We start from the raw sequence: 23,031 nt of genomic DNA, 5'->3' as shown, positions 1-23,031 counted from the left end.
GCTCTCCAGCGGGGAACATGGGGACATCATCAAAGTGATCCGGAATGGATAAAAAACAATTTCAGGACATGCCGGCCATGCTCCGGGGCAAGGGCCTGGGTGGCAACGGAGGCATGCTGCCGGCCACCACGGCCGGGCAACAGGGGTGGTCCATCCTGCACGAGCAGGTGAGCCTGCCCGCCGCGGTCCTGCTGCGTTCGGCGCTGCGGCACAACCTGGAATGGATGGGTCGCTTCGTCGCCGCTTACGGCGTGCAGCTGGCGCCGCACGGCAAGACCACGATGAGCCCGGAACTGTTCCGGCTGCAGCTCGACGCCGGCGCCTGGGGCATCACCGTGGCCACCGCACCGCAGGCACGCGAGGCCTGGCACGCCGGCGCACGCCGCATCCTGATCGCCAACCAGCTGGTCGGCCCGGCCAACATGGCGCTCATCGCCGGCCTGCTGGAAACCGGCGACACCGAGGTGTTCTGCCTGGTCGATTCGGCCGCCAACGCCGACGCATTGGGGCGCTGGTTCGACGCCCGCGGGCTGCGCCTGGACGTGCTGCTGGAAATCGGCATTGCCGGCGGCCGCACCGGTGTGCGCGACGAGGTACAGGCGCAGGCGGTGGCCGCGGCCGTCGCACGCTGGCCGCGGGCGCTGCGGCTGGCCGGCGTGGAGGTCTACGAAGGCGTGGCCGGCGACGAGGCCGGCGTGCGCGCGGTCCTGCGCCGCAGCGTGGAGACCTTCCAGCGCCTGCGCGACGGCCATGCCTTCGGCCGCGTGCCGGCGCTGCTGACCGGCGCCGGTTCGGCGTGGTTCGACGTGGTCGCCGAGGAGTTCGCCGCGCTGTCCGCCGACGCCGCGGCCGAGATCGTGCTGCGCCCGGGCTGTTACCTCACCCATGACGTCGGCGCCTACCGCCAGGCCGCCGCCCGCATCCAGGCCAGCAACCCGGTCGCGCGGCAGATGGGCACGAGCCTGCGCCCGGCGCTGCGGCTGTGGGCCTACGTGCAGTCGCGGCCGGAGCCGGACAAGGCCATCGTCGGGCTGGGCAAGCGCGACGCCGCGTTCGATGCAGGCTTCCCGGTGCCGGCGCTGCATTACCGCCCCGGCGATGCCATGCCCGGCGACGCGGCCGCGCACTGGCAGGTGACGGCGATGATGGACCAGCACGCGTTCCTGCAGGTACGGCCCGACGACGACCTGCGCGTGGGCGACATGCTGTGCTTCGACATCTCCCACCCCTGCCTGACCTTCGACAAGTGGCGCCACCTGCTGGTGGTCGACGACGACCACGTGGTGGTCGATGCGGTCACCACGCAGTTCTGAGCCGGCGCCGGACCGACACGCATGAGCCATGGACACCTGCTGCTGATCTACGCCGTGCTGGCGATCGTCGCGCTGATCGTGCTGATCGCCCGTTACCGGCTCAATCCCTTCATCAGCGTCACCCTGGTCTCGATCGGGCTGGCACTGCTGGCCGGCATGCCGGCGCCGGAGATCCTGCCCGCCTACGAACAGGGCGTTGGCAAGACCCTGGGCCACATCGCGCTGATCGTGGCGCTGGGCACCATGCTCGGCAAGATGATGGCCGAGTCCGGCGGCGCCGAGCGCATCGCGCGCACGCTGATCGCGCGCTTCGGTCCCGGCAACGTGCACTGGGCGATGATGCTGATCGCCTTCTGCATCGGCCTGCCGATCTTCTTCGAGGTCGGCTTCGTGCTGCTGATCCCGATCGCGCTCAACGTGGCCCGCCGCACCGGCGTGCCGCTGCTGCTGGTCGGCCTGCCGATGGTGGCCGGGCTGTCGGTGGTGCATGGACTGGTGCCGCCGCATCCGGCGGCGATGCTGGCCGTGCACGCCTATGGCGCGGACGTGGGCCGCACCGTGTTCTATGCGCTGCTGGTCGGGCTGCCGACCGCGGCGCTGGCCGGACCGGTGTTCGCCAGGGTGGTGGCGCCGCGGGTGGCGCTGCCGGCGCACAACCCGATGGAGGCCGCGCTGCTGGACGAGGGCCACGGCCGCATTCCCGACGACCAGCTGCCCGGCTTCGGCATCACCCTCGCCACCGTGCTGCTGCCGGTGGTGCTGATGCTGCTGGGCGGCTGGGCCGACCAGATCGCCACGCCGGGCTCGGCGCTCAACCACGGCCTGCGCTTCATCGGCCACTCGGTGGTGGCGCTGCTGCTGGCCACGCTGCTGAGCTTCGTCACCCTGGGGCGGATGCGCGGCTTCAACCGCGAGCAGATCCTCAGGTTCTCGCAGGAGTGCCTGGCGCCGACCGCCGCCATCACCCTGCTGGTCGGCGCCGGCGGCGGCCTCAACGGCATCCTGGTGCATACCGGCGTGGCCAGCCAGATCATCGACCTGTCACGCCAGTTCCAGCTGTCGCCGCTGCTGATGGGCTGGACCATGGCCGCGCTGATGCGCATCGCCACCGGTTCGGCGACGGTGGCGATGACCACCGCCTCGGGCATCGTCGCCCCGATCGCCGCCGCGCTGGGCTACCCGCACCCGGAACTGCTGGTGCTGGCCACCGGCGCCGGCTCGGTGGTGCTGTCGCACGTCAACGACGGCGGCTTCTGGCTGGTCAAGGAATACTTCAACATGTCCGTGGCCCAGACCTTCAAGACCTGGACCGTGCTGGAAACCCTCATCTCCGTCACCGCGCTGGCGCTGGTGGCGGCCCTTGCCGCCGTGCTCTGAACCGAAGAACCCACCATGTTCGACATCGTCTACGAACTGCGCCAACGGCTGCACGAATTCAGCCCGGTCGAGGTCCGCATCGCCAACACCATCCTCGCCGACGTCGATGCCGCCGCCCAGTACGGCGTGACCGAGCTGGCCGAGCGCGCCGAGGTCAGCGCCGCGGCGATCTCGCGCTTCGCCAAGACCCTGGGCTGCGAACACGTGCGCGAGCTGCGCGCGCGGCTGGCGTCGGCCAGCGCGGTCGGCAAGCGCTTCCTCGAACAGCAGAACGCGCCGCCGGTATCGGCGCTGTTCGCGCAGATCTGCGACGACATCCAGGCCAGCCTGCGCCACAACCTGGCCAACCTGCAGGAAGAGGTGGTGCAGCAACTGGCCGATGCCATCTGCCAGGCACGGCGCATCCACGTGTTCGGCATCGGCGGCTGTTCCACCGTGTTCTCCCAGGAACTGCAGAACCGGCTGATGCGCTTCGGCCTGCCGATCACCGCCTGCAGCGACGCGGTGGTGATGAAGATGACCGCCGCCATCCTCGGCCCGCAGGACCTGGTGCTGGCGTTGTCGGTCAGCGGCATCACCCCGGAAGTGATCTCGGCGGTGGAGATCGCCCGCACCTACGGCGCGCGGGTCGGCGCCATTACCCGCGCCGGCACTGCGTTGGCGGAACGCAGCGACTGGCTGCTGCCGATCAGCATCGAGGAAACCGATTTCGTGTTCAAACCCTCCGCCTCGCGCTACGCGATGATGCTGGCCATCGACGTGCTCGCCACCACCACCGCGCTCAACGGCGCCAGCGAGAACCACGAGCACCTGCGCCGCATCAAGCTGGCGCTGGACCGCTACCGGGGCGGCGACTCGCGCCTGCCGCTGGGCGACTGATCGATGCACGACGTACTGATCCGCAACGCGCTGGTGCTCGATGGCAGCGACCGCCCCGGCCGCCATGCCGACGTCGCGGTACGCGACGGCCGCATCGTCGAGGTCGGCGCCGTGGACGGCGGTGCCCGCCAGGTGATCGACGCCGGCGGCCGCGCGCTGGCGCCGGGCTTCATCGACGTGCACACCCACGACGACCTGGAAGTGCTGCGCAACCCGGGCATGGCCAGCAAGCTGTCGCAGGGCGTGACCACGGTGGTGGTCGGCAACTGCGGCATCAGCGCCAGCCCGGTGCGCATCCGCGGCGAGGTGCCGGACCCGATGAACCTGCTCGGCGAGGCCGCCGATTTCCGCTTCGCCGATTTCGCCAGCTACCGCCAGGCGGTGGAAGCGGCGTGCCCGGCGGTGAACGTGGCCGCGCTGGTCGGCCATACCGCGTTGCGCCAGAACCACATGGAGCGGCTGGACCGCGCCGCCACCTCCGCGGAGATCGCGGCGATGCGCGCGCAGCTGCGCGCCAGCCTGGCACAGGGCGCGCTGGGCCTGAGCAGCGGGCTGGCATATGGCTCGGCGTTCCACGCGCCGTCCAGCGAGGTGACCGAACTGGCGCGCGAACTGCCGTCCGGCGGGGTGTACGCCACCCACCTGCGCGACGAGTTCGGCGGCATCCTCGGCGCGCTCGACGAGGCGTTCGATGCGGCGCGTGCGCCACGGGCGGCGGTGCGCGTGTCGCACCTGAAATGCGCCGGCGTGGACAACTGGGGCCGCAGCCGCGAAGTACTGCACCGCCTGGACGCCGCGTCCGCCGACCAGGACGTGGCCTGCGACTGCTACCCGTACGCCGCCAGCGCATCCACCCTGGACCTGAAACAGGTCACCGACGCCTACGACATCCTGATCACCTGGTCCGCGCCGGAACCGGCGCAGGGCGGGCGCCTGCTGGCCGCCATCGCCGCCGACTGGGGGGTGACGCTGGCCGAGGCCGCGGTGCGCCTGCAACCGGCCGGCGCGGTCTACCACTGCATGGACGAGGCCGATGTGCGCCGCATCCTGGCGCATCCGCTGACCATGATCGGCTCGGACGGCCTGCCGCGCGATCCACGCCCGCATCCGCGCCTGTGGGGCACCTTTCCACGCGTGCTCGGCCACTACGCGCGCGACCAGGCGCTGTTCCCGCTGCATACCGCCGTGCACAAGATGACCGGCCTGCCCGCCGCGCGCTTCGCGCTGGGCGCGCGTGGCCGCATCCACGCCGGCGGCAGCGCCGACCTGGTGCTGTTCGACCCGGCGCGCGTGCGCGACACCGCCAGCTTCCACGATCCGGTGCGCGCGGCCGAAGGCATCGACGCGGTATGGGTCAACGGCAAGCTCGCTTATGACGGCAACGAAGTAATCGCGCGTCCGGGCCAGTTCATCGCGCCGAATTGAGGCCCCTCCCCCGATGGGAGCGGGGTCGGGGTGACGGCGCCGGGCTGCGCCGGAACCCGCGGCCGCGCCTGCGCGGCACCGTCTCCCAGGGCGGGACGGGGACAACATTTCCCTTCAACACAAAGGAATCCCATGAGCGACATCAAGCGTTACGGCGCCGAAGGCGGCGTCGGCCAGGGCCGGCAGCACATGCCGTTTTCGCGCGCGGTCGAGGCCGACGGCTGGCTGTACGTCTCCGGCCAGGTGCCGATGCGCGATGGCGAACTGGTCGGCGGCACCGTGACCGAGCAGGCGCATGTGGCCATCGGCAACGTGATGGCGATCCTGGCCGAGGCCGGTTACGGGCCGGAGCACGTGGTGCGCTGTGGCGTCTGGCTGGATGACGCGCGCGATTTCTACGCCTTCAACAGCGTGTTCAAGCACTACTTCGGCGAGCACCCGCCGGCGCGCGCCTGCGTGGAGAACCGCATGGTCGTGGACTGCAAGGTGGAAGTGGACTGCATCGCCTGGAAGCGCCCGCCGCGCTGAGCCCGGGCCCGCCCGGCGCGGCCGCTGCAGCGCCGGAACATCGCCACCGCGGCAGCCGTGCATAACGCGCGGCTATGCCGCCGCGCGCGTTTGCGACTGGCGCCGGGGGCGGCTCCGCGGCTATTGTGCAGGCAGCCGCCCCGCGCCACGTTTTGTGCTGCGGCGCAGCAGACCGGCCCGCTCGTCATGGAGATCCCCATGCCTGCCTGCTTGCGTCCCTGCCGGCCGCAGCCCTTCCCATCCGCCGCGACTGGCGGAAAAGCCGCCTCCGGGCATCGAACCGTCTGCCACCCGTCATGCGCACGGGCCGGCACCGCCGGACTGCCCGTGGCTCCGTCCCCTCCCCCGTGCCACGGAGCCCGCCCCCACGCGGCAGTCCTTCCACGGCGGCGCCGGCCCTGCGCCGGACACCGCCCCAGCTCCCTGCACTGGCAGGGCACGAGGTACTGATTCGATGATCCAACTTGATGCCGTACAGACGATCGCCTTCGGCGGCCTGACCCTGTTCGCCGGCTATGCGCTGTGCCGCGCGATCCCGGTGCTGCGCCGCTACAACCTGCCCGAACCGGTCGTCGGCGGCCTGCTGGTGGCGTTGCTGGTGTGGGCCGCGCATGCGCGCGACACCACCCTGTTCGAGCTGGACACCAGCCTGAAGGTGCCGCTGATGGTGGCGTTCTTCACCACCCTGGGCATCAACGCCAGCCTGCGCCTGCTGCGGGTCAGCGGGCGCCAGGTGATGATCTTCCTGGTGCTGGCCAGCCTGTTCGCGGTGCTGCAGAACCTGGTCGGCATCGGCGTGGCGTGGATGTTCGACCTGCACCCGATGTTCGGCGTGCTCGCCGGCTCGGCCACGCTCACCGGCGGCCCGGCCACCGGCATGGCGTTCGCGCCGCTGTTCGAGGAAGCCGGGCTGCAGGGCGCCGAGACCCTGGCCATCACCGCGGCGATGGCCGGCATCATCTGCGGTGGCGTGATCGGTGGGCCGACCATCACCGTGCTGATGCGCCGGTTCGGCATCAGCGGCCCGGCCGGCAACGGCGCCAGGGCCGATGGCGGCGCCGTGGACGATGAAAGCGTGCACGTGCATTTCCCCAACGAATCGGCGCGCGAGTTCGACGCGCTCAAGAGCATCGTGGTGCTGCTGATGGCGATGTGGCTGGGGGCGTGGGTCAGCCAGGGCTTCGCCGGCCTGGGCCTGACCCTGCCCTCCTACATCGGCGCGATGCTGGTGGGTGCGGTGATCCGCAACATCGACGACTACACCGGGCTGATCCGGCTGTCGGTGCCGACCACCGACCTGATCGGCAACATCTGCCTGGCGCTGTTCCTGGCGGTGGCGCTGATGGACCTGAAGCTGTGGGAACTGGCCGGCATGGGCCTGCCGCTGGTGGTCAACCTGGCCATCCAGGTGGCGCTGGTGGCGCTGTTCGCGATTCCGATCTTCTACGTGATGGGCCGCGACTACGACGCGGCGGTGATGGGCGGCGGCTTCATCGGCTTCATGCTCGGCACCACCGCCAACGCCATGGCGGTGATGCGCCGCCTGGTGCAGCGCTACGGGGTGGCGCCGCGCGCGTTCCTGGTGGCGCCGCTGGTGGGCGCGTTCTTCATCGACTTCGTCAACGCGCTGATCATCACCGGCTTCCTCAACTTCTGGCCGCACTAGCCCGGCGCCGAGTTCGCGGCGTTCCGCGCCCCCGCCCCGCGCCGTCAGGGGCGGGGATGCCGTAGATGCGGGGCTTGCCCCGCATGCACACCCGCATGCACACCCGCATGGGCATTGGCGCGCCTCGTGCGGGGCAAGCCCCGCACCTACCGGGTGCCGGTCATTGCGCCGCCGCACCCGCGCCGGGCCGGCGCGGGTCGGCGGCACCCTGCACGCCGCCGTCCTCGTCGACCAGCAGGGTCTGCGTGCTGCCGATGGTCTCGTCGCTTTCGATGCGGTGGCCCAGCCCGCGCAGCAGGCGCAGCGTATCGGGACTGAAACCCGGTTCGATCTGCAGCATGCCGCTGCCCATGTCCTGGTGGATGCGCGGGCGGTGGGCGGCCTCGGCGATGTTCATGCCGAAATCGACCACGTCCACGATCGTCTGCATCACCGTGCCGGGGATGGTGTTGCCGCCCGGGCTGCCGGTGACCAGCCACGCCTTTCCGTCGCGCAGCACCAGGGTCGGCGACATGCTCGAGACCGGGCGGCGCCCGGGCTGCAGCGCGTTGGCGACCGCACGCCCCGGCTCCTTGCGCGCGGCCAGCTGCGCGCGCAGCGAGAAGTTGCCGATCAGGTTGCCGAGCAGGAAGCCGGTGCCTTCGGCCATCACCCCGGCGCCGAAGTCCGAGCCCAGGGTGAAGGTGTTGCTGACCGCGTTGCCGTCGGCGTCGACCACCGAGAAATGCGTGGTCTGCGGGCTTTCATGGGGCAGCGGATCACCCGCCGCCAGCGTGGTGGCGTCAAGCGCGCGGTCCGGCGAGAACAGCGTCCAGCGCGCGTCGGCATAGGCCTTGGACACCAGCCCGGCTACCGGCGCGTTGACGAACGCCGGGTCGCCGGCATGGCGCGCGCGGTCGGCCCAGGCCAGCTTGATCGCCTCGGCCATGGCATGCAGCGCCGCGGCCGAGCCGGCGCCGTGCGCGGCCAGGTCCTCGTGTTCGAGCAGGTTGAGCATCTCCAGCACGCTGGCCCCGCCGCCGCTGGAAGGCGGCATGCTGACGACCTCGAGGCCGCGGTAAGTGGTGCGCAGCGGCGTGCGTTCGAGCGCGCGGTAGCGGGCCAGGTCATCCGCCGCGATCAGCCCGCCATGGCGCTGCATAGCCGCCACCAGCCGCTGCGCGATCGGCCCGCGGTAGAACGCATCGGCGCCGTCGCGCGCGATCAGTCGCAGCGACCACGCCAGGTCGGCCTGGCACAGGCGCTCGCCGGCGCGCAGCGCGCTGCCGTCGGGGTGCAGGAACACGCCGGCGCCGGCGGGGCTGCGCGCCAGCCGCTCGCGCCCCCAGTCCAGCGCGAACGCTTCGTCGCGGCTGAGCACCACGCCGTCGTCGGCCAGTTCGATCGCCGGCTGCAGCAGCCGTGCCCACGGCAGGCGCCCATGCCGGCGATGCGCCAGCGCCAGCCCGGCCACGGTGCCCGGCACCCCGGCCGCCTTCCATCCGGCGGTTTCGCCCTCGATCCCGCCGTCGGCGCCGATGAAGCGCTCCAGCGTCGCTGCCGCCGGGGCCATCGAGCGGTAATCGATGGCGACGCTGCGGTTCTCGCCGGCCAGGTGCAGCAGCATGTAGCCGTCGCCGCCGATGTTGCCGGCACGCGGCAACAGCACCGCCAGCGCGAACGCGGTGGCCACCGCCGCGTCCACCGCGTTGCCGCCGTCGCGCAGCACCTGCGCGCCGATCTCGCTGGCGCGCTGGTTCTGGCTGACCACCATGCCGCGGTCGCCGTGCTCCGGCTTCTGGATCGCCTGGTAGTTGAGCAGTTCGCGCGCGCCGGCCGGCGGCGCCAGCGCCAGCAACGCGCCCAGCAGCAGCGCCAGGCCACGGCCAGGGAGGGATACGCGGGGTCGCAGGGTCATGCCTATCTCCGGTTTGCGGTTCGCGGGCGCATTGCCGGCCGTCCGCCCGCGGCAGTACCGGGGGCGGCGGTCGCACTGGCCCATCCCTGAGCATGGCCGGCAGCGGCGCGGCTGTCGCCCACCTTTGATGGCCGACGGTATAGCCCGCGCGCATGGAAGCCCGCGGCAACCACCGCATGGCCGATCGCCGGCCGCGGCATGCCATAGCTGCCGGTTAACGCCTGCACCGCGATTGTGATCCCCGCCGCGCCGGGCCCGACGGTAATCTGCCGGCCATGCAGACGCCCGCCCGCCACATGCCCTCCCCCACGGCCGGTGCGTCCGCCGTCGCAGCGCGCCGGCGTCGCCTCGGCGCGCTCCTGCTGCTGTGCGTGGCGGTGGTCGGGTGCGGCACCGCGCCGGACCCACGCGCGCCGGCAACCCCTTCCCCTGGCGCACCGCCCTCGCCCGCCATCGTCGTGGCCGCGCACCCGCTGGCCGCGCGGGCCGGCGCCGCGGTGCTCGAACGTGGCGGCAGCGCGATGGACGCCGCCCTGGCCGTGCAGCTGATGCTGGGGCTGGTGGAACCGCAGAGTTCGGGCATCGGCGGCGGCACGGTGCTGCTGGCCTATGACGCCGGCAGCGGCGAGGTCAGCGGCTACATCGGCCGCGAACAGGCGCCGGCCGCGGCCGGTGCCGGCTGGTTCGACGACGCCGACGGGCAACCGCTGGCGCGCAGCGACGCCATGCTCTCCGGCCGCGCCACCGGCGTGCCCGGCACGCTGGCCGTGTTCGCGCTGGCGCTGCGCGAACACGGCCGGCTGCCCTGGGCGCGCCTGTTCGACGACACCATCGCCACCGCCGAGCAGGGCTTCACCATCACCGCGCGCCTGCAACGGCACATCGACGGCCGCTTCCCGCAGGCGGCGGAGGAGGACGTGCGGCGGCTGTTCGACGACGGCCACGGCGGACGCCTGCGCGCCGGCGACACCCTGCGCAACCCCGCCTACGCGGCGACGCTGCGTACGCTGGCCGCGGGCGGCGCGCAGGCGTTCTACCAGGGCGCGCTGGCGCGGGCGATCGTCGACCGCACCGCCGCGGCGCCGCGCCCGGGGGCGATGACCGTGGAGGACCTGGCCGGCTACCGCGCCGAGAAAGTGGCCCCGCTGTGCCGGCCGCTGCGCGGCTACCGGCTGTGCTCGTTGCCGCCGCCGGCCAGTGGCGTCGGCCTGCTGCAGTTGATGGCGCTGCTGGACGGCACCGATATCGACCGCCGCGATGCCGGCGACCCGCAGGCGTGGCTGCTGTTCGCCGAGGCCAGCCGGCTGATGTACGCCGACCGCGACCATTACGTCGGCGATCCGCGCTTCGTCGACGTGCCGGTCGACGGCCTGCTGGCGGCCGGCTACGTGAACGCACGCCGCGCGCTGATCGGCCCCCGGGCCGCGCCGCGGCCACCGCGGCCGGGGGTGCCGGCCGGCGCGCCGGCGATGGCCGGGGACGCCACCGACGAGCCCGGCGGCACCAGCCATTTCGTGGTCGTGGATCACGACGGCAACGCGGTCTCGGTGACCACCACCGTGGAATCGTTCTTCGGCTCGGGGCGCATGGTCGGCGGCTTCTTCCTCAACAACCAGCTCACCGATTTCGCCTGGGACCGCGTCGACGGACGCCCCGGCATGGCCAATGCCATCGCCGCCGGCAAGCGCCCGCGCTCGTCGATGGCACCGCTGCTGATGCTCGACGGCGACGGCCGCCTGGCCGGCGCGCTCGGCTCGCCCGGTGGCCCGGCCATTCCCGCCTACATCGGCAAGACCCTGGTCGGGCTGCTCTACTGGCGCCTGCCGCTGGACCAGGCCGTGGCGCTGCCCAACCTGGTCGCGCGCGGCGCGCGCTTCGACGGCGAGGCCGACCGCTTCCCGGTGCCGCTGCGTACCGCGCTGCGCGAACGCGGCGTGGACATCCGCGGCGGTGCCGGCGAGGATTCCGGCCTGCATGGCGTGTTCCTGCGCGACGGGCGCTGGCAATGGGCCGCCGATCCGCGCCGCGACGGCACCGCCGCCTTTCCTGCCCACCGGACCCCCGATGCATCCCGTTGAACCCCATGACGAACCCGTGCGCGCCGACCTCGTGGTCCTCGGCGCCGGCGTCGTCGGCCTCGCCACCGCCTACGCCGCCGCGCGCCGCGGCCTGTCGGTGCTGCTGCTGGACCGCGCCGACGGCCCGGTGCAGGGCACCTCGTTCGCCAACGGCGCGCAGCTGAGCTACGCCTACACCGACGCCATGGCCGGCCCGTCCACCTGGCGCCAGCTGCCGGCCATGCTGCTGGGGCGCAACGGCCCGTTCCGCACGCGCTGGTCGGCCGACCCCGATTTCTGGCGCTGGGGCCTGGGCTTCCTGCGCCAGGCCGGCAGCGCGCGGCTGCGCGCCAACACCCTGGCGACGCTGGAGCTGGCGCTGGAGTCGCGCAGCGCGCTGCATGCGCTGCTGCAGCGCCACCCCATCGCCTTCGACCACGCCGTCTCCGGCAAGCTGCACGTCTACCACGACGCCGCCGCGCTGCAGGGCGCGGCGCCGATGATCGCGCTCAAGCAGCCGTTCGGGGTCGCGCAACAGCTGCTCGACGCGCGCCAGGCCATTGCCGCCGAACCGGCGCTGGCGGCGATGCCGGGCCTGGCCGGCGCGGTGCATTCACCGCAGGAGGAAGCCGGCGATCCGTTCCGCTTCGGGGTCGGCCTGCTGCAGGTGCTGCAGCAGCAGTACGGCGTGCAGGCGCGCTTCGGCGTCGATATCCGCCGGGTGATGCGGCAGGGTGACGGCTGGTGCCTGCAGCCGCATGCCGGGGCGGCGCTGCAGGCGCGGCGGCTGGTGGTGTGCAACGGCATCGACGGCGCGGCGCTGCTGCGGCCGCTGGGCGTGCGCGTGCCGCTGATGGCGATCAAGGGCTATTCGTTCACCGCGCCGTGCGGCCCGCGCGCCCCCACCGCAAGCATCACCGACACCTCGCGCAAACTGGTGTTCTGCCGCCTGGGCGAGCGCATGCGCGTGGCCGGGCTGGCCGACCTCAACCACTGGGACCCACGCCCCGACCCGGCGCGCATGGCGCAGCTGGTGGCGATGGCGCGCGCCTCGATGCCCGAGGCGGTGGACTACGACAACATCGACAGCCGCTGGGCCGGCCTGCGCCCGGTCACCCCCTGGTCCTCGCCGGAGATCCGCGCCATCGGCGACGGGCTGGTGTGCAACCTCGGCCACGGCATGCTCGGCTGGACCCTGGCGATGGGCAGCGGCGAACGCGCCGTGGCCCTGGCGACGCAGGCATGACGGCGGCGGCGCCGCGCGCGGTCGCCGGCAACCTCCGCATCGACTAGGATCGGGCCATGCGTCTGCGCCAGATTGAAGTCTTCCACGCGGTCTACACCACCGGCTCGATCAGTGCCGCGGCCCGGTCGCTGCACGTTTCCCAGCCGTCGGTCAGCAAGGTCCTGCACCACACGCAGTACCAGCTGGGTTTCGAGCTGTTCAAGCTGGTGCGCGGCCGGCTGGTCGCCACCGACGAGGCGCATGCGCTGTTCGTCGAGGTCAAGGACATCTACGACCGCCTGCTGTCGCTGCAGAAGGCGGTCAGCCACATCCGCGACATCGGCGGCGGGCATATCCGCCTGGCGGTGGTGCCCTCGCTCGGCCAGCACGTGGTGCCGGCGGCGATCACCCACTACCGGCGCCAGCACCCGGAAGTCACGTTCGACGTGCAGACCCTGCACCACGGCGACCTGTTCCAGGCGCTGTACGAGCGCGAATGCGACATCGCCATCGCCTACAACCCGCCGCAGCACCCGCGCATGCAGCGCCGCGTGCTGGGGCACGGGCAGCTGATGCTGCTGTTCGACGCCGCGCAGTGGCCCGACCCGCCGGCGGCGATCCCGCTGCGCTGGCTGCAGGACCGCGACATGGTCGGCTTGGCCAGCAGCGGCCCGATCGGCGACCTGTTCACCAACGAGCTCAAGCGCCAGGGCGTGAGCATGCGCGAGGTCGTGTCCAACCAGACCTATTCGCTGGCCGCCGCGCTGACCCGCTGCGGCGCCGGCATGAGCGTGCTGGACGAATTCACCGCCTGCGCCAATGCCGGCGGCAACCTGCTGGCGCGGCCGCTGGAACCGGAAATCGGCTTCCGCGTCGAGTGCGTGTACCTGGAGGACCGGCCACCGTCCAAGGCCGCCACCGAGTTCGTGCGGCATTTCCAGCGCAGCCTGGCCGAAACCCGCGGCGTGCCGCCCGCAGCGTAGCCGCGCCCCTAGCGGGCGCGCGGGAACTTCGGGTTCAACGCGCCCCAGACGCTGTACTGGTCGGCCAGGATGACCCCGTTCCAGGCCTCGATTTCGGCCTGGGTGATCTGCTCCCCGCCCTGGCGCCCGAACAGCACCACCTCGTCGCCGGCCTGCACCCCGGGGATGTCGGTCACGTCCACCATGGTGGTATTCATGGTGACCCTGCCGAGCACCGGCGCGCGGCGGCCGCGGACCAGCACGCTGCCCTTGTTGGAATAGGCGCGGCGGTAGCCGTCGGAATAGCCGACCGGCAGGTTGGCCAGCAGCGAATCGCGTTGCAGGGTGAAGGTGCGGTCGTAGCTCACCGTGTTGCCGGCGGGAAACGCCTGCACCGACGCGACCCGGGTCTTGAACGCGGCCACGTGCGCGAACGGCGGCTTCGGCGTGCCGCCGTATCCGTACAGCGCACCGCCCGGGCGCACCATGTCCAGCCGCGATTCGGGCACATGCTGCAGCGCGAACGAATTGGCCGCATGCAGCTGCACGTCGCCGCGCCGCAGCGCGGTGTTGGCGAACAGCCAGTCGGCCTGCTGCTGGAAGACACGCACGCCCGCCAGCACGTCGTCCGGGGCTTCGCCCGGGAAGTGGGTCATCAGGCCGACCACGCGCAGGCCGTCGCTGCCGACCAGCGCCAGCGCGTCGCTCCGGCCCTGCGCCGTGGCCAGTTCCAGCCCGTTGCGGCTCATGCCGGCCGAGTTCAGGGCCAGGTGCACCGGCAGCGGCCGGCGCCGACGCACGGCCAGCGCCGCCATCGCCTGCGCCACCGCGAGATTGCCCGCCAGTTCCTCGACCCGGTACGGCAGCGCCGCCTCGATCTCATCCAGCGTCGCCGCGCGCACGCGCAGCACGCGGCCTTTGTAGCCACAGGCGCGCGCCATGCGTGCCTCCTCGGTGCTGGCGATGCCGATGCAGGGCACGCCCGCGGCGATGATGCGCGGCATCACCAGGTCGATGCCGGTGCCGTACGCATCGGCCTTGAGCACCGCGCACAGCTGCGCGTCGCCGGCCAGTGCGCGCACGCGCTGCAGGTTGGCATCGAACACGTCCAGGTCGATCTCCAGCCAGGCGTTGGCCGCGGCCAGCCGCACGGTGCCCGGCACGCCCAGCAGCGGCGCGGCGCGCGCATCGAGCGCCGCGGCCAGTGCCGTGCCCAGGGTCGCGGCGATGAAGCCGCGGCGGCCACTGCAGGCGATGTCCGTATCGGTCATGGTGGGTCCCGATGCCGCCGGTGGCCCGGCGGCGTGGTTGGCAGGATCAGTCGAAGCGGTACTCGACCTGCAGGTTGAACGAACGCCCGCGCGGATCGGCCACGCGCGGCTCCCAGGCCGCGCCGGAGGCGAAATCGACCTGGTGCGCGGTGAACGGCGGATCGGTGTCGAGCAGGTTGCGCACCGCCAGGGTCAGCCGCGTGTTCTCCATCCCGGTCCAGGTCAGGCTGTAGTTGTAGGTGATGTAGTCATCGACGTCCGGGTTCCAGTTGGCCGGGGTGTAGAAGCCACCCTCGACGCTGACCGGCTCCTCGTCCTTGTAGCCGGAGCGGTAGACCTGGGTGAGCAGGTGCGCCCAGTCGCCGCGGGCCCAGCCGACGCCCAGCGTGTGCTTCCACTTGAGCGGCAGGTTGTAGAAGCGCACGTACTCGCCCACCTTGTTGTCGCCATACGGCTCGTTGGCCAGCGACTTCTCCTTGAAGGTGTCGATGTAGCTGCCGTTGAGGTTGACGTGCCAGCGCCCGCCGGCCAGCTCGCCGCTCAGGTTGGCATCCAGCTCCACGCCGCGGGTCAGGGTGCCGCCGGAGTTGATGTAGCGCTGGTCGATCGCGGTGACCTTGCCGCTGCTGTCGCGGATCCAGTTCTCGGCGAACAGCGCGTAGTTGGCGGTCAGCGTCGCCAGGTTGGGCACGCGGATGGTGTTGGTGCGCTCGATCTCCCACCAGTCCAGGCTCAGGTTGAAGTTGTCGGTCGGCGAGAACACGAAGCCGACGCTCCGCTGCGAGGACTCCTCCGGCTGCAGGTCGGTCTTGCCGCCGGTGATGATCACCGGCTGGATCAGGTCGCAGCCCGGTATCGACGAGTTGACCGAGCCGCTGGGGCAGCTGGCCGGGTCGACCAGGTCGCGGCCGAAATAATCCAGGCGGTTGACGCCGGCGAACAGCTTGGTGAACTCGGGCACCTTGAAGCCGGTGCTGTAGGCGCCGCGGAACGCCAGCGATTCGATCGGCTGCCACTTGAACGAGTACTTCGGGTTGGTGGTGCCGCCGAAGGTGTCGTAGCGGTCGTGGCGCACCGCCACGGTCACGTCGAGGGTGTCGATGATCGGCAGGTACATCTCGGCGTATACCGCGTTGACGTCGCGACGCACCTTGGGCAGGTCGCTGGTCTCGTCGAACGGCGCCTGGTAGATGGTGGTGTAGTTCAACGGCACGCCGTCGAGCACCTGCACGCCGCCGAACTCGAACTCCTCGCGCCGCGCCTCGACGCCGGTGGCCAGCTGCGCCTCGCTGCCCCACAGGCTGAAGCCGAGCCCGCCGCTGAAGCTGGCGTCGGCCGTGGTGACGGTGGACTCGCCGCCGTACAGGTGCACGCCACTGGCCGAGGCGCTCTGCAGCGCGGCCATGGCCGCCTCGCTCTGCTGCTGCCCCGGCATCAGGAACGGGTTGAGCAGGCCGCTGCCGAGCGCGGCGCGCAGGCCGCTGGAGAAGTAGTAGCCGCCGCGCAGGACCGATTCGGCCTTGTTCGAGGCGCGCGACAGGCCGATGTCGTAGTCCCAGCTGCCGATACTGCCTTCCAGGCCGGCCAGCAGGCGGTAGGACTTGGTGGTGGTCTCGATCTGGCGCGGCCCGCAGGCCATGCACCGCCAGCGGTAGGGAATGGGGTTGCCGTAAGTGAGGTTGGCGGTGCCGAAGTACGCGGCCAGCGCGTTGTACACCTTGTCGTAGGTGTCCTTGGTGTTGGGGTTGAGCGGATACCAGGTGCCCGGGCCCATCACCGAGGTGAGCGATGCGCTGGAGGTCAGCTGCAGCGGCTCGTACTCGCGCTCGGACTTCACCCGCGAGCCCATCGCCTCGGCGTAGAAACGGTGGTTGTCGCCGATGCGGAGGGTGGCACGGCCGAGGAACTGCAGGCTGTCCTGCGGCTGCTGCAGCGCCTGCGCGGCCGGATAGTCCCAGGCGCAGGCGTACTTGGAGCTGCCGCTGTCCCACAGCCGGTAGTCGTAGGGCCCCATCGCCGGGCCGCCGTTCTCGCAGCCGGCGCCGCCGGGCAGGTTGAGGATGTTGACGTAGTTCTGCCTGCTGCCGCCATCGGGGTCGATGAGCGAGCCGTTGATGATGCCGCCACTGGCGTTGGTCACGGTGGCGAACGGGGTGCCGCGCGTGTCCGGCGACACCCCGCGGTCGGGCTGGAAGCTGTTGGCGAAATCGCGCTGGTGGCTGCGCAGGAACTCGCTGCGCCGCCAGTTGATCGTGCCCCACACGTTCCAGCGGTCGCTATCCAGGTCGCCGGTGCCGCCCAGCAGGCTGTAGTTGTAGATGTCGCCGCCGCCGTGCTGGGTCACGTCGAAGCCGGCGTTGACGGCGATGCCCTGGTAGTCGGTGCGGGTGATGAAGTTGATCACGCCGCCGATGGCGTCGGTGCCGTACATGGCCGAGGCGCCGTCGCGCAGCACTTCCACCCGGTCGATCGCCGCGAACGGGATCGAGTTCAGGTCCACCGCCTGCCCGCGCAGGCCATGGGTGGCGACGCGGCGCCCATTGAGCAGCACCAGCGTGGCGTCGCTGCCCTGCCCGCGCAGGTTGGCGCCGGACACGCCGGCGGTGCCGCGCAGCTCGCCCAGGTCCATGTCCACCGACGCCGAGACCATACCGTCGGCACCGTTGCCGGCGATGTTGAGGAAGGACAACAGCTGCTCGGCCGAGGTGATGCCCTGCGCCTCGATCTCGGCCTTCTGCACGATGGTGACCGGCAGCGCGGCTTCCACGTCCACGCGCTTGATGCGCGAGCCGGTGACGTTGACCTTGTCCAGGGTGGTGGCGGCCGGTGCGGGCTCCTGCGCCATGGCCGGCACGGCCATGGCCGCCAGCAGCGCACTGCACAGGAGTTTCAATCGAGGGTCTGGCTGGCTACGCATGATCTCTCCAGGGGAACGACGGGGACGGACAACCCAGCAGGTACAGCGGCGGAGCGGGCAGCGCGGTCACGGCCGCGCCGGTGGAATCTCGTCGAGGAACAGTGCGCCGATCGCCTGCGCGGTCGCATACGGCGTCGGGTCGTTGCGGTTGCTCAGCAGCACCACCGTCAGGTGCTGCTGCGGCCAGCGCACCAGGGTGTTGCGGAAGCCGATGCTCTCGCCGTTGTGCCATTGCCGGCCCTCGGCGATACGCCAGCCGAAGCCGTACCAGGTCGCTTCCGGGGTGGTATCCACCTGCACCTGGCGGCCGAGCGCCAGCGCGCGGGTGGCGTCATCGAACAGGCGGCCGTCGTACCAGGCCGCGTCCCAGCGCGCCAGGTCGTCGATGCTCGAATAGATGCCGCCATCGCCGAGCACGGCGCTGTAGCTGTTCTGGTCGGTGCGTTCCCAGCCCTGCGCGGCCTGGCTGTAGCCCCAGGCGCGATGCGGCACGTCGCGGCCGCCGGCGACGTAGGCCAGGCTGTCGCGCATGCCCAGCGGGGCGAAGATGCGGGCGTGCAGGAACGCGGGGAAGTCCATCCCCGAGGCGCGCTCGACCACCAGCGCCAGCAGCGCATAGCCGCTGTTGCTGTAGCGGTAGGCGGTGCCCGGCGGGAAGTACAGCCGGTTCTCGCGTTCCAGCAGCGCCAGCACGCCGGCGTCGCGGATCTGCCCCTGCCAGGAGGCCCCCATCAGGTCCTCGTAATCGAGTAAGCCGGAAGTATGCGCGAGCAGCTGGCGCAGGCTGATGGCGTCGGCCACGGCCGGCAGCGAAGGCAGCCAGCGCTTGACCGGGTCGTCGATGGACAGCGTGCCGTCCTGCGCCAGCAGCAGGATGGCCGCGGCGGTGAACTGCTTGCTCACCGAGGCCAGCCGGTAATTGGTGTCGGTGCCGGCGGCGATGCCGCGCTCCAGGTCGGCACGCCCGTAGCCGCACCGGACCAGCGCCTTGCCATCCTTGAGCACCAGCAGCGAGGCGCCCGGAACGTCGCCGTCATAGGGCTGCATCAGCTGGTCGATCGCGGCCTGGCGGCTGGCGGCATCGGCCGCGCTTGCCAGCAATGGCAGCGCCAGGCATGCCAGCAGCAGCGCCACATGCCACACCACAGGAATCCACCGCGGGCAAAAACGGTTGCGCATGCGTCCCCCGGACGAAGAAGGCAGGAATGATGGGATGCCACCGATGGCGGGCCCGCGGGCCGGCGGGCCGGAACCCCGGCATGCCTGCCTTCCGCCTCCCTGCGTCTGCGCCGGTTCCCCCGGTGCGGCCTCCCCGCCGTACCGCCCGTCGCGTCTTCACCTTGGCGCGTGGCAACCCGCAGCGTCAACGCCGGACACATGCCCCGCGGACCGCCTGCGCCCATACCCGCAGGCAACGCCACGGGCCGGTGCCGTGGCCGCCCACGAGCGCCCCGGTTCCGGCAAAAACACCCGCTGAATCCGCGACTTGGCGATGGCCAGCGCTACCCGCACGACGGCGCCGGCCAGCAGCGCGGCATGCGCGTACGCCACCCCGACCCATAGCCTGTGGCTGTGGTTCACGCAATCAATGCGAGGGCGAGGCCGTTGCAGTGGCAACCAATATCTGCGCGCGTGCTATTCGCCGATGCGGTCCATGCGGATGCGGTTGGCGAACAGCGAGAACGCCAGCGTGCCGGCCAGCCGGTTGGCGCGCTGCAGCCACGGCGGCAGCCAGCGCGGTGGCGCCAGCACGCCGCTCTCGAACAACGGCGCCAGCGCCTGCGCGTCGCCCAGCGTCATCTTGCCGGCGAACAGCCAGTGGCAGTAACGCAGCTTCTCGTCGCGCAGCATCTGCCGGAAGAAGGTATGCACCGACACCAGCCCGCGCAGGTACACGGTGTCCTTGGTGAAGGCGCCGCCGCCGCTCACCGGCACCCCGCGGAACACCCGCTGGGCCGAGGCGAAGCTTTCCTCCGCGGCCTGCCCGGCATCACGGAAATAGCGGAACACCTCGATGAAATCGGCACCGTCGCGCGCCATCGCGACCGCCTCGATGCGCAGGCTGATGCGCTTGAGCCGCTGGATGTCGATGCTGCCGGTGATCTGCTCGGCGAACGTCGCCAGCCCCTCCTGGGTGGCGGTGACCCGCGGCGACGCCAGCGCCAGGCTCGGCAGCAGCGCCTGCCGGCGCCCGTTGAGCGCGGTCAGCGAATGCACCAGCGCCTCGTGGTGGAACAGCTGCGCGCGGTCATACACGCTGAAGCAGGCACCGCTGCGCAGCCGGATCTGGGTGGCGCCGGCCGCGGCCTTGGCGATCAGGTCCGGGTCCAGCACCACGTTGATCACGCGCGACTCGAAGAAGCCGTCCAGGTCGTTCTGCAACTGCAGCTGCAGCGCGGTAGCCGACACCGGCACCTGCTCCTCGGGCGCCAGCAGTTCGTGGTCCAGCTCGTTGGCGATCTGGATGAAGTGCCGCGCCGCCTCGCGCACGGTCGGCCCGTGGCCGGGCATCGGCTGTTCCGGGGTACCGAACAGCTGCGCCGACAGCGCATCCACCTCGGGCGTGCCCAGCGCTTCCAGCAGGCGCGCGGCCAGGTCCCAGCTGGCGACCGAATCGCGCAGGTAGCGGCCCAGCGGATGCGCCGGGTCGGCGGCGGTGGCGATCGCCGCCAGTTCGCGCCGCGCCGCGCTGAAATCGTGCCGCGGGTAGACCACCTGCGGCAGCTGTGGCGCACCGCGGGCCATGCTGTCCAGGAACGGCGCCCGCGTCGATGCCGGCCAGCTGGCCAGGGTCAACAGGCGGATGCCACGTACCGCCGCGACCAGCCGGGCGTCGAGCGCGACATGGTGGGCGATGGCCGGATCGGAAGGGGCGCGGGACAGGCTCATGCGCACACCATAGCAACCCATCGCCGGCTGGTTGCGCCCACCGGTTTGCGGCCTCTACAGTCAGCGGACGCTTAACGGAGGAATGGATGCTTTCCCCGAAACGGCACGGCCGCCGCTCCCTGCTTCGTCTGTTGCTTCCCGTCTGCCTGGCGGCGCTCGCCGGCTGCCATTCAGTGCCCTATGCGCGCGATGGCGTGCTTCCCGCGCGCATCGACGTGGCCGACGGGTCCGCGCAGCGCGCCGCACTGAACGCCCGCACCTACGATGCGGCCATCGGCCACGCCCGGCGGCTGTTCTACCGCGATACTGCCAACTTCACGCCCCTCGCACGCAGGCGGCGCGCCAGCGTGATCGCCAGGCCCGACGAAGGCAGTTTCTACAGCGCGCTGAATGAGGTGCTGGGCACGCTCGATGACGCGCACAGCCATGCAATGGGGCCTGCCGAACGCGCGATCAGCGAGCAGATCATGCGCAACAGCGGCGAGGAATCCGGAAACGGCTACGGCTTCATCAAAGCAGTGTCCGGGAGAGGTGAATCCGTCCTCGCGGTTGTTCCCGGCAGTGCCGCGTCCGAGGCCGGGATATTGCCGGGCTGGCAGTTGCTGAGCATCGACGGACGGCCCCTTTGGATGCACCAGGAACGCGAGGGGCAACCGGCCCGTTTCCTGTTCATGGACCGGGAAGGCAGACCGCACGAACATGACCTCATCCCCGTTCCTTCGCCAGCTGTGCGTATGCGGGAAAGTCGCTACCTGTCGGGCGGCCTGCTTTACCTGCATTGGAGATCCTTCGACGACGATAGCCTGCAATGGCTGCACGCCGCATTCGCAGCCGCACATGATGGCGACAAGCTGAAAGGGATGGTGATCGACCTGAGGGGGAATGCAGGCGGTCTGGCACGGGTCGGCGCGGAGGTCTACGCGATGCTGGATGGCAAAGGCGTTTTCGCCTGGCTGAAGTCCCGGCAGGGACAGGATGCCGTAGGCCCGGCCTCGCCGCCATTGCGATATGGCGGCGCGCTGCTGGTACTGGTGGATGCCGCGTCGGTAAGTACCGCGGAATTGCTTGCCGCCCGCCTGCAGGAGACCGGGCGCGCAGTGCTGATCGGTGAAACCACCGCGGGGGTCGCGGTTGCCTCGCGCGGAATCAACCTGCCCGATGGTGGCTGGCTTTCCATCGGTATGCGGGAAATCCGCACAGGGGACGGCCGGCTGCTGGAAGGCACAGGGGTCACGCCCGATCTTCCCGCACCCTGGACTTCGGAAGCTATCAGGGAAGGCCGGGATCCCGCCATGGAAGTGGTCACGATGTTCGCCGAACAACTGGCGAAATCACGCGCCGGCAATGGAAAAATCGAAAACGCCGGTGAAAATCCAGCAGCGGACGACAACGGCATCTGATTCCCCTCCGGGCCTACCTCCGTTACCAGTCCCCACTGGCCGGCGTTCCCGTATTCCCTCCATCTGCACTCGCCCGACATGCCCCGGCATTGGCCGGGCGGCGCCTCAGCGCCGCTTCGGTTTCCCCGCCGGCCGCCACTGCGCGCCGCGGCCGCTGCTCCTGCGTTCGGTGGCCTGCTCGGCCTGGCGCTGCGCCAGCTTGGCCGCGGCCGCGGCCACTTCCTCGCGCAGCTTGAGGTAGTTGAGCAGGCGGCTTTCGTCGATCTCGCCACGCTCGATCGCCGCGCGCACCGCGCAGCCGGGCTCGTGCTGGTGCGAACAGTCGCGGAAGCGGCACTGCGTGGTCAGCGCCTCGATGTCGGCGAAGCCGCCTTCGGCCAGGGTTTCCTCGCCGGTGGGCTTGAGCTCGCGCATGCCCGGGGTATCGATCAGGCAGGCGCCGCCGGGCAGCGGCAGCAGCGCGCGGTGGGTGGTGGTGTGGCGGCCGCGCGAATCGCTGTCGCGCACCGCGCCGGTCTTCATCCGGTCCTCGCCCAGCAGGGTGTTGGTGAGCGTGGACTTGCCGGCGCCGGAGGAGCCGACCAGCACCACGGTGCGGCCCGGCCCCAGCCACGGCGCCAGCGCGGCGACGCTGGCCGGGTCCCTGCCGTTGATCGCCAGCAGCGGGATGTCCTGCGCGGCCAGGTCTTCCAGCACCGCCAGCGCGTCGGCGCCGTACTCGGTCTGGTCGGCCTTGGTCAGCACCACCACCGGCGCCGCGCCACCGCTGCCGGCCAGCATCAGGTAGCGCTCGATCCGGCGCGGATTGAAGTCCGCGTCCAGCCCGCAGACGATGAACACCGTATCGATGTTGGCGGCGATCACCTGCTGGTGGTAGTGCTCGCCTGCCGCGCCGCGCTTGATCGAAGTCCGCCGCGGCAGCAGCGCGACGATGCGTGCGTCCTCCAGCAACACCCAGTCGCCGACCGCCGCGCGCTCGTGGCTGGGGAAGCGCGGGCGCTGCCACTCCGGCAGCGACTCGGCCTTGAGCGCGGCGTCGGGCGCGTCGGCCACCACGTAACCGGAACGGTGCTGCTCGATCACCCGCGCCGGCCGCGACCGCGGATGTGCGGCGAAGGCGGCCTGCCAGGCCGGGGCTTCGGGTGGGCCCGGCCAGGGCCAGCCGATGGCGCGCAGCGCGCTGAAATCGATGGTGTCGGTCATCGGCCAATTCTAAGCGGCGCGG

Annotated in this window: 16 protein-coding genes; 10 read left to right on the top strand and 6 right to left on the bottom strand. The window is 71.3% G+C overall.

The annotated features are described in order from the left end of the window. Window positions 1-77 precede the first annotated feature (77 nt). From ACJ7VY_RS03200 to gltS, 6 genes are all read left to right on the top strand, one after another. The gene (locus ACJ7VY_RS03200; protein ID WP_409476357.1) at window positions 78-1,313 is read left to right on the top strand and encodes an amino acid deaminase; all 1,236 of its coding nucleotides are present in this window, start codon (window positions 78-80) and stop codon (window positions 1,311-1,313) included. A gap of 21 nt (window positions 1,314-1,334) precedes the next feature. Further along, a complete protein-coding gene (locus tag ACJ7VY_RS03195; protein WP_104938088.1) occupies window positions 1,335-2,690 on the top strand; it encodes a gluconate:H+ symporter in 1,356 nt (451 codons plus the stop codon). A gap of 15 nt (window positions 2,691-2,705) precedes the next feature. Continuing rightward, window positions 2,706-3,569, top strand: a complete 864-nt coding sequence (locus ACJ7VY_RS03190; protein WP_104938087.1) for a MurR/RpiR family transcriptional regulator — start codon at window positions 2,706-2,708, stop codon at window positions 3,567-3,569. Between the two features lie 3 nt (window positions 3,570-3,572). Then, on the top strand, window positions 3,573-4,994 hold the full coding sequence (locus ACJ7VY_RS03185; RefSeq protein WP_409476356.1) for an N-acyl-D-amino-acid deacylase family protein: 1,422 nt from the start codon (window positions 3,573-3,575) through the stop codon (window positions 4,992-4,994). Window positions 4,995-5,126: 132 nt separating this feature from the next. Beyond that, window positions 5,127-5,522 (top strand): RidA family protein, encoded by a 396-nt coding sequence (locus ACJ7VY_RS03180; RefSeq protein WP_104938085.1) that lies wholly within the window; start codon window positions 5,127-5,129, stop codon window positions 5,520-5,522. 454 nt (window positions 5,523-5,976) lie between these two features. Then, window positions 5,977-7,188, top strand: coding sequence for a sodium/glutamate symporter (gltS, locus tag ACJ7VY_RS03175; protein ID WP_104938084.1), 1,212 nt, complete (start codon window positions 5,977-5,979; stop codon window positions 7,186-7,188). Between the two features lie 160 nt (window positions 7,189-7,348). Here gltS and ggt read toward each other — a convergent pair whose 3' ends face one another. After that, window positions 7,349-9,085: a gamma-glutamyltransferase gene (ggt, locus tag ACJ7VY_RS03170; RefSeq protein WP_409476355.1), complete on the bottom strand. Its 1,737-nt coding sequence runs from the start codon at window positions 9,083-9,085 to the stop codon at window positions 7,349-7,351. 296 nt (window positions 9,086-9,381) lie between these two features. On the opposite strand from ggt, the gene ACJ7VY_RS03165 reads away from it, so the two are divergent. From ACJ7VY_RS03165 to ACJ7VY_RS03155, 3 genes are read left to right on the top strand one after another with little or no spacing between them, the layout of a single operon-like run. After that, window positions 9,382-11,163 carry a gamma-glutamyltransferase family protein gene (locus ACJ7VY_RS03165; RefSeq protein ID WP_409476354.1) on the top strand — a complete coding sequence of 594 codons (1,782 nt, stop codon included), beginning with the start codon at window positions 9,382-9,384 and terminating at the stop codon, window positions 11,161-11,163. A gap of 16 nt (window positions 11,164-11,179) precedes the next feature. Further along, window positions 11,180-12,388, top strand: coding sequence for an FAD-dependent oxidoreductase (locus tag ACJ7VY_RS03160; protein WP_313254118.1), 1,209 nt, complete (start codon window positions 11,180-11,182; stop codon window positions 12,386-12,388). A gap of 56 nt (window positions 12,389-12,444) precedes the next feature. Continuing rightward, window positions 12,445-13,350: a LysR family transcriptional regulator gene (locus tag ACJ7VY_RS03155; RefSeq protein WP_104938081.1), complete on the top strand. Its 906-nt coding sequence runs from the start codon at window positions 12,445-12,447 to the stop codon at window positions 13,348-13,350. Between the two features lie 8 nt (window positions 13,351-13,358). Here the strand turns inward: ACJ7VY_RS03155 and alr are convergent, their stop codons facing one another. From alr to ACJ7VY_RS03135, 4 genes are all read right to left on the bottom strand, one after another. Further along, window positions 13,359-14,600 (bottom strand): alanine racemase, encoded by a 1,242-nt coding sequence (gene alr / locus ACJ7VY_RS03150; RefSeq protein WP_409476353.1) that lies wholly within the window; start codon window positions 14,598-14,600, stop codon window positions 13,359-13,361. Window positions 14,601-14,646: 46 nt separating this feature from the next. Beyond that, window positions 14,647-17,517 (bottom strand): TonB-dependent receptor domain-containing protein, encoded by a 2,871-nt coding sequence (locus tag ACJ7VY_RS03145; protein WP_409476352.1) that lies wholly within the window; start codon window positions 17,515-17,517, stop codon window positions 14,647-14,649. A gap of 66 nt (window positions 17,518-17,583) precedes the next feature. Beyond that, a complete protein-coding gene (locus ACJ7VY_RS03140; RefSeq protein WP_409476351.1) occupies window positions 17,584-18,696 on the bottom strand; it encodes a serine hydrolase domain-containing protein in 1,113 nt (370 codons plus the stop codon). 456 nt (window positions 18,697-19,152) lie between these two features. Next, the gene (locus tag ACJ7VY_RS03135; RefSeq protein ID WP_409476350.1) at window positions 19,153-20,406 is read right to left on the bottom strand and encodes a flavohemoglobin expression-modulating QEGLA motif protein; all 1,254 of its coding nucleotides are present in this window, start codon (window positions 20,404-20,406) and stop codon (window positions 19,153-19,155) included. Window positions 20,407-20,492: 86 nt separating this feature from the next. On the opposite strand from ACJ7VY_RS03135, the gene ACJ7VY_RS03130 reads away from it, so the two are divergent. Then, window positions 20,493-21,806, top strand: coding sequence for a S41 family peptidase (locus tag ACJ7VY_RS03130; protein WP_409476349.1), 1,314 nt, complete (start codon window positions 20,493-20,495; stop codon window positions 21,804-21,806). Between the two features lie 105 nt (window positions 21,807-21,911). On the opposite strand, the gene rsgA is transcribed toward ACJ7VY_RS03130, so the two are convergent. Then, window positions 21,912-23,009 carry a ribosome small subunit-dependent GTPase A gene (gene rsgA, locus ACJ7VY_RS03125; RefSeq protein WP_409476348.1) on the bottom strand — a complete coding sequence of 366 codons (1,098 nt, stop codon included), beginning with the start codon at window positions 23,007-23,009 and terminating at the stop codon, window positions 21,912-21,914. Window positions 23,010-23,031: the final 22 nt, after the last annotated feature.

It is taken from the genome of Stenotrophomonas sp. Y-13, assembly GCF_046267925.1.
Classification (GTDB): Bacteria; Pseudomonadota; Gammaproteobacteria; order Xanthomonadales; family Xanthomonadaceae; genus Stenotrophomonas; species Stenotrophomonas acidaminiphila_A.
Note: the sequence above shows the minus strand (reverse complement) of the source record. Positions and strands in the feature narration are given on the sequence as shown.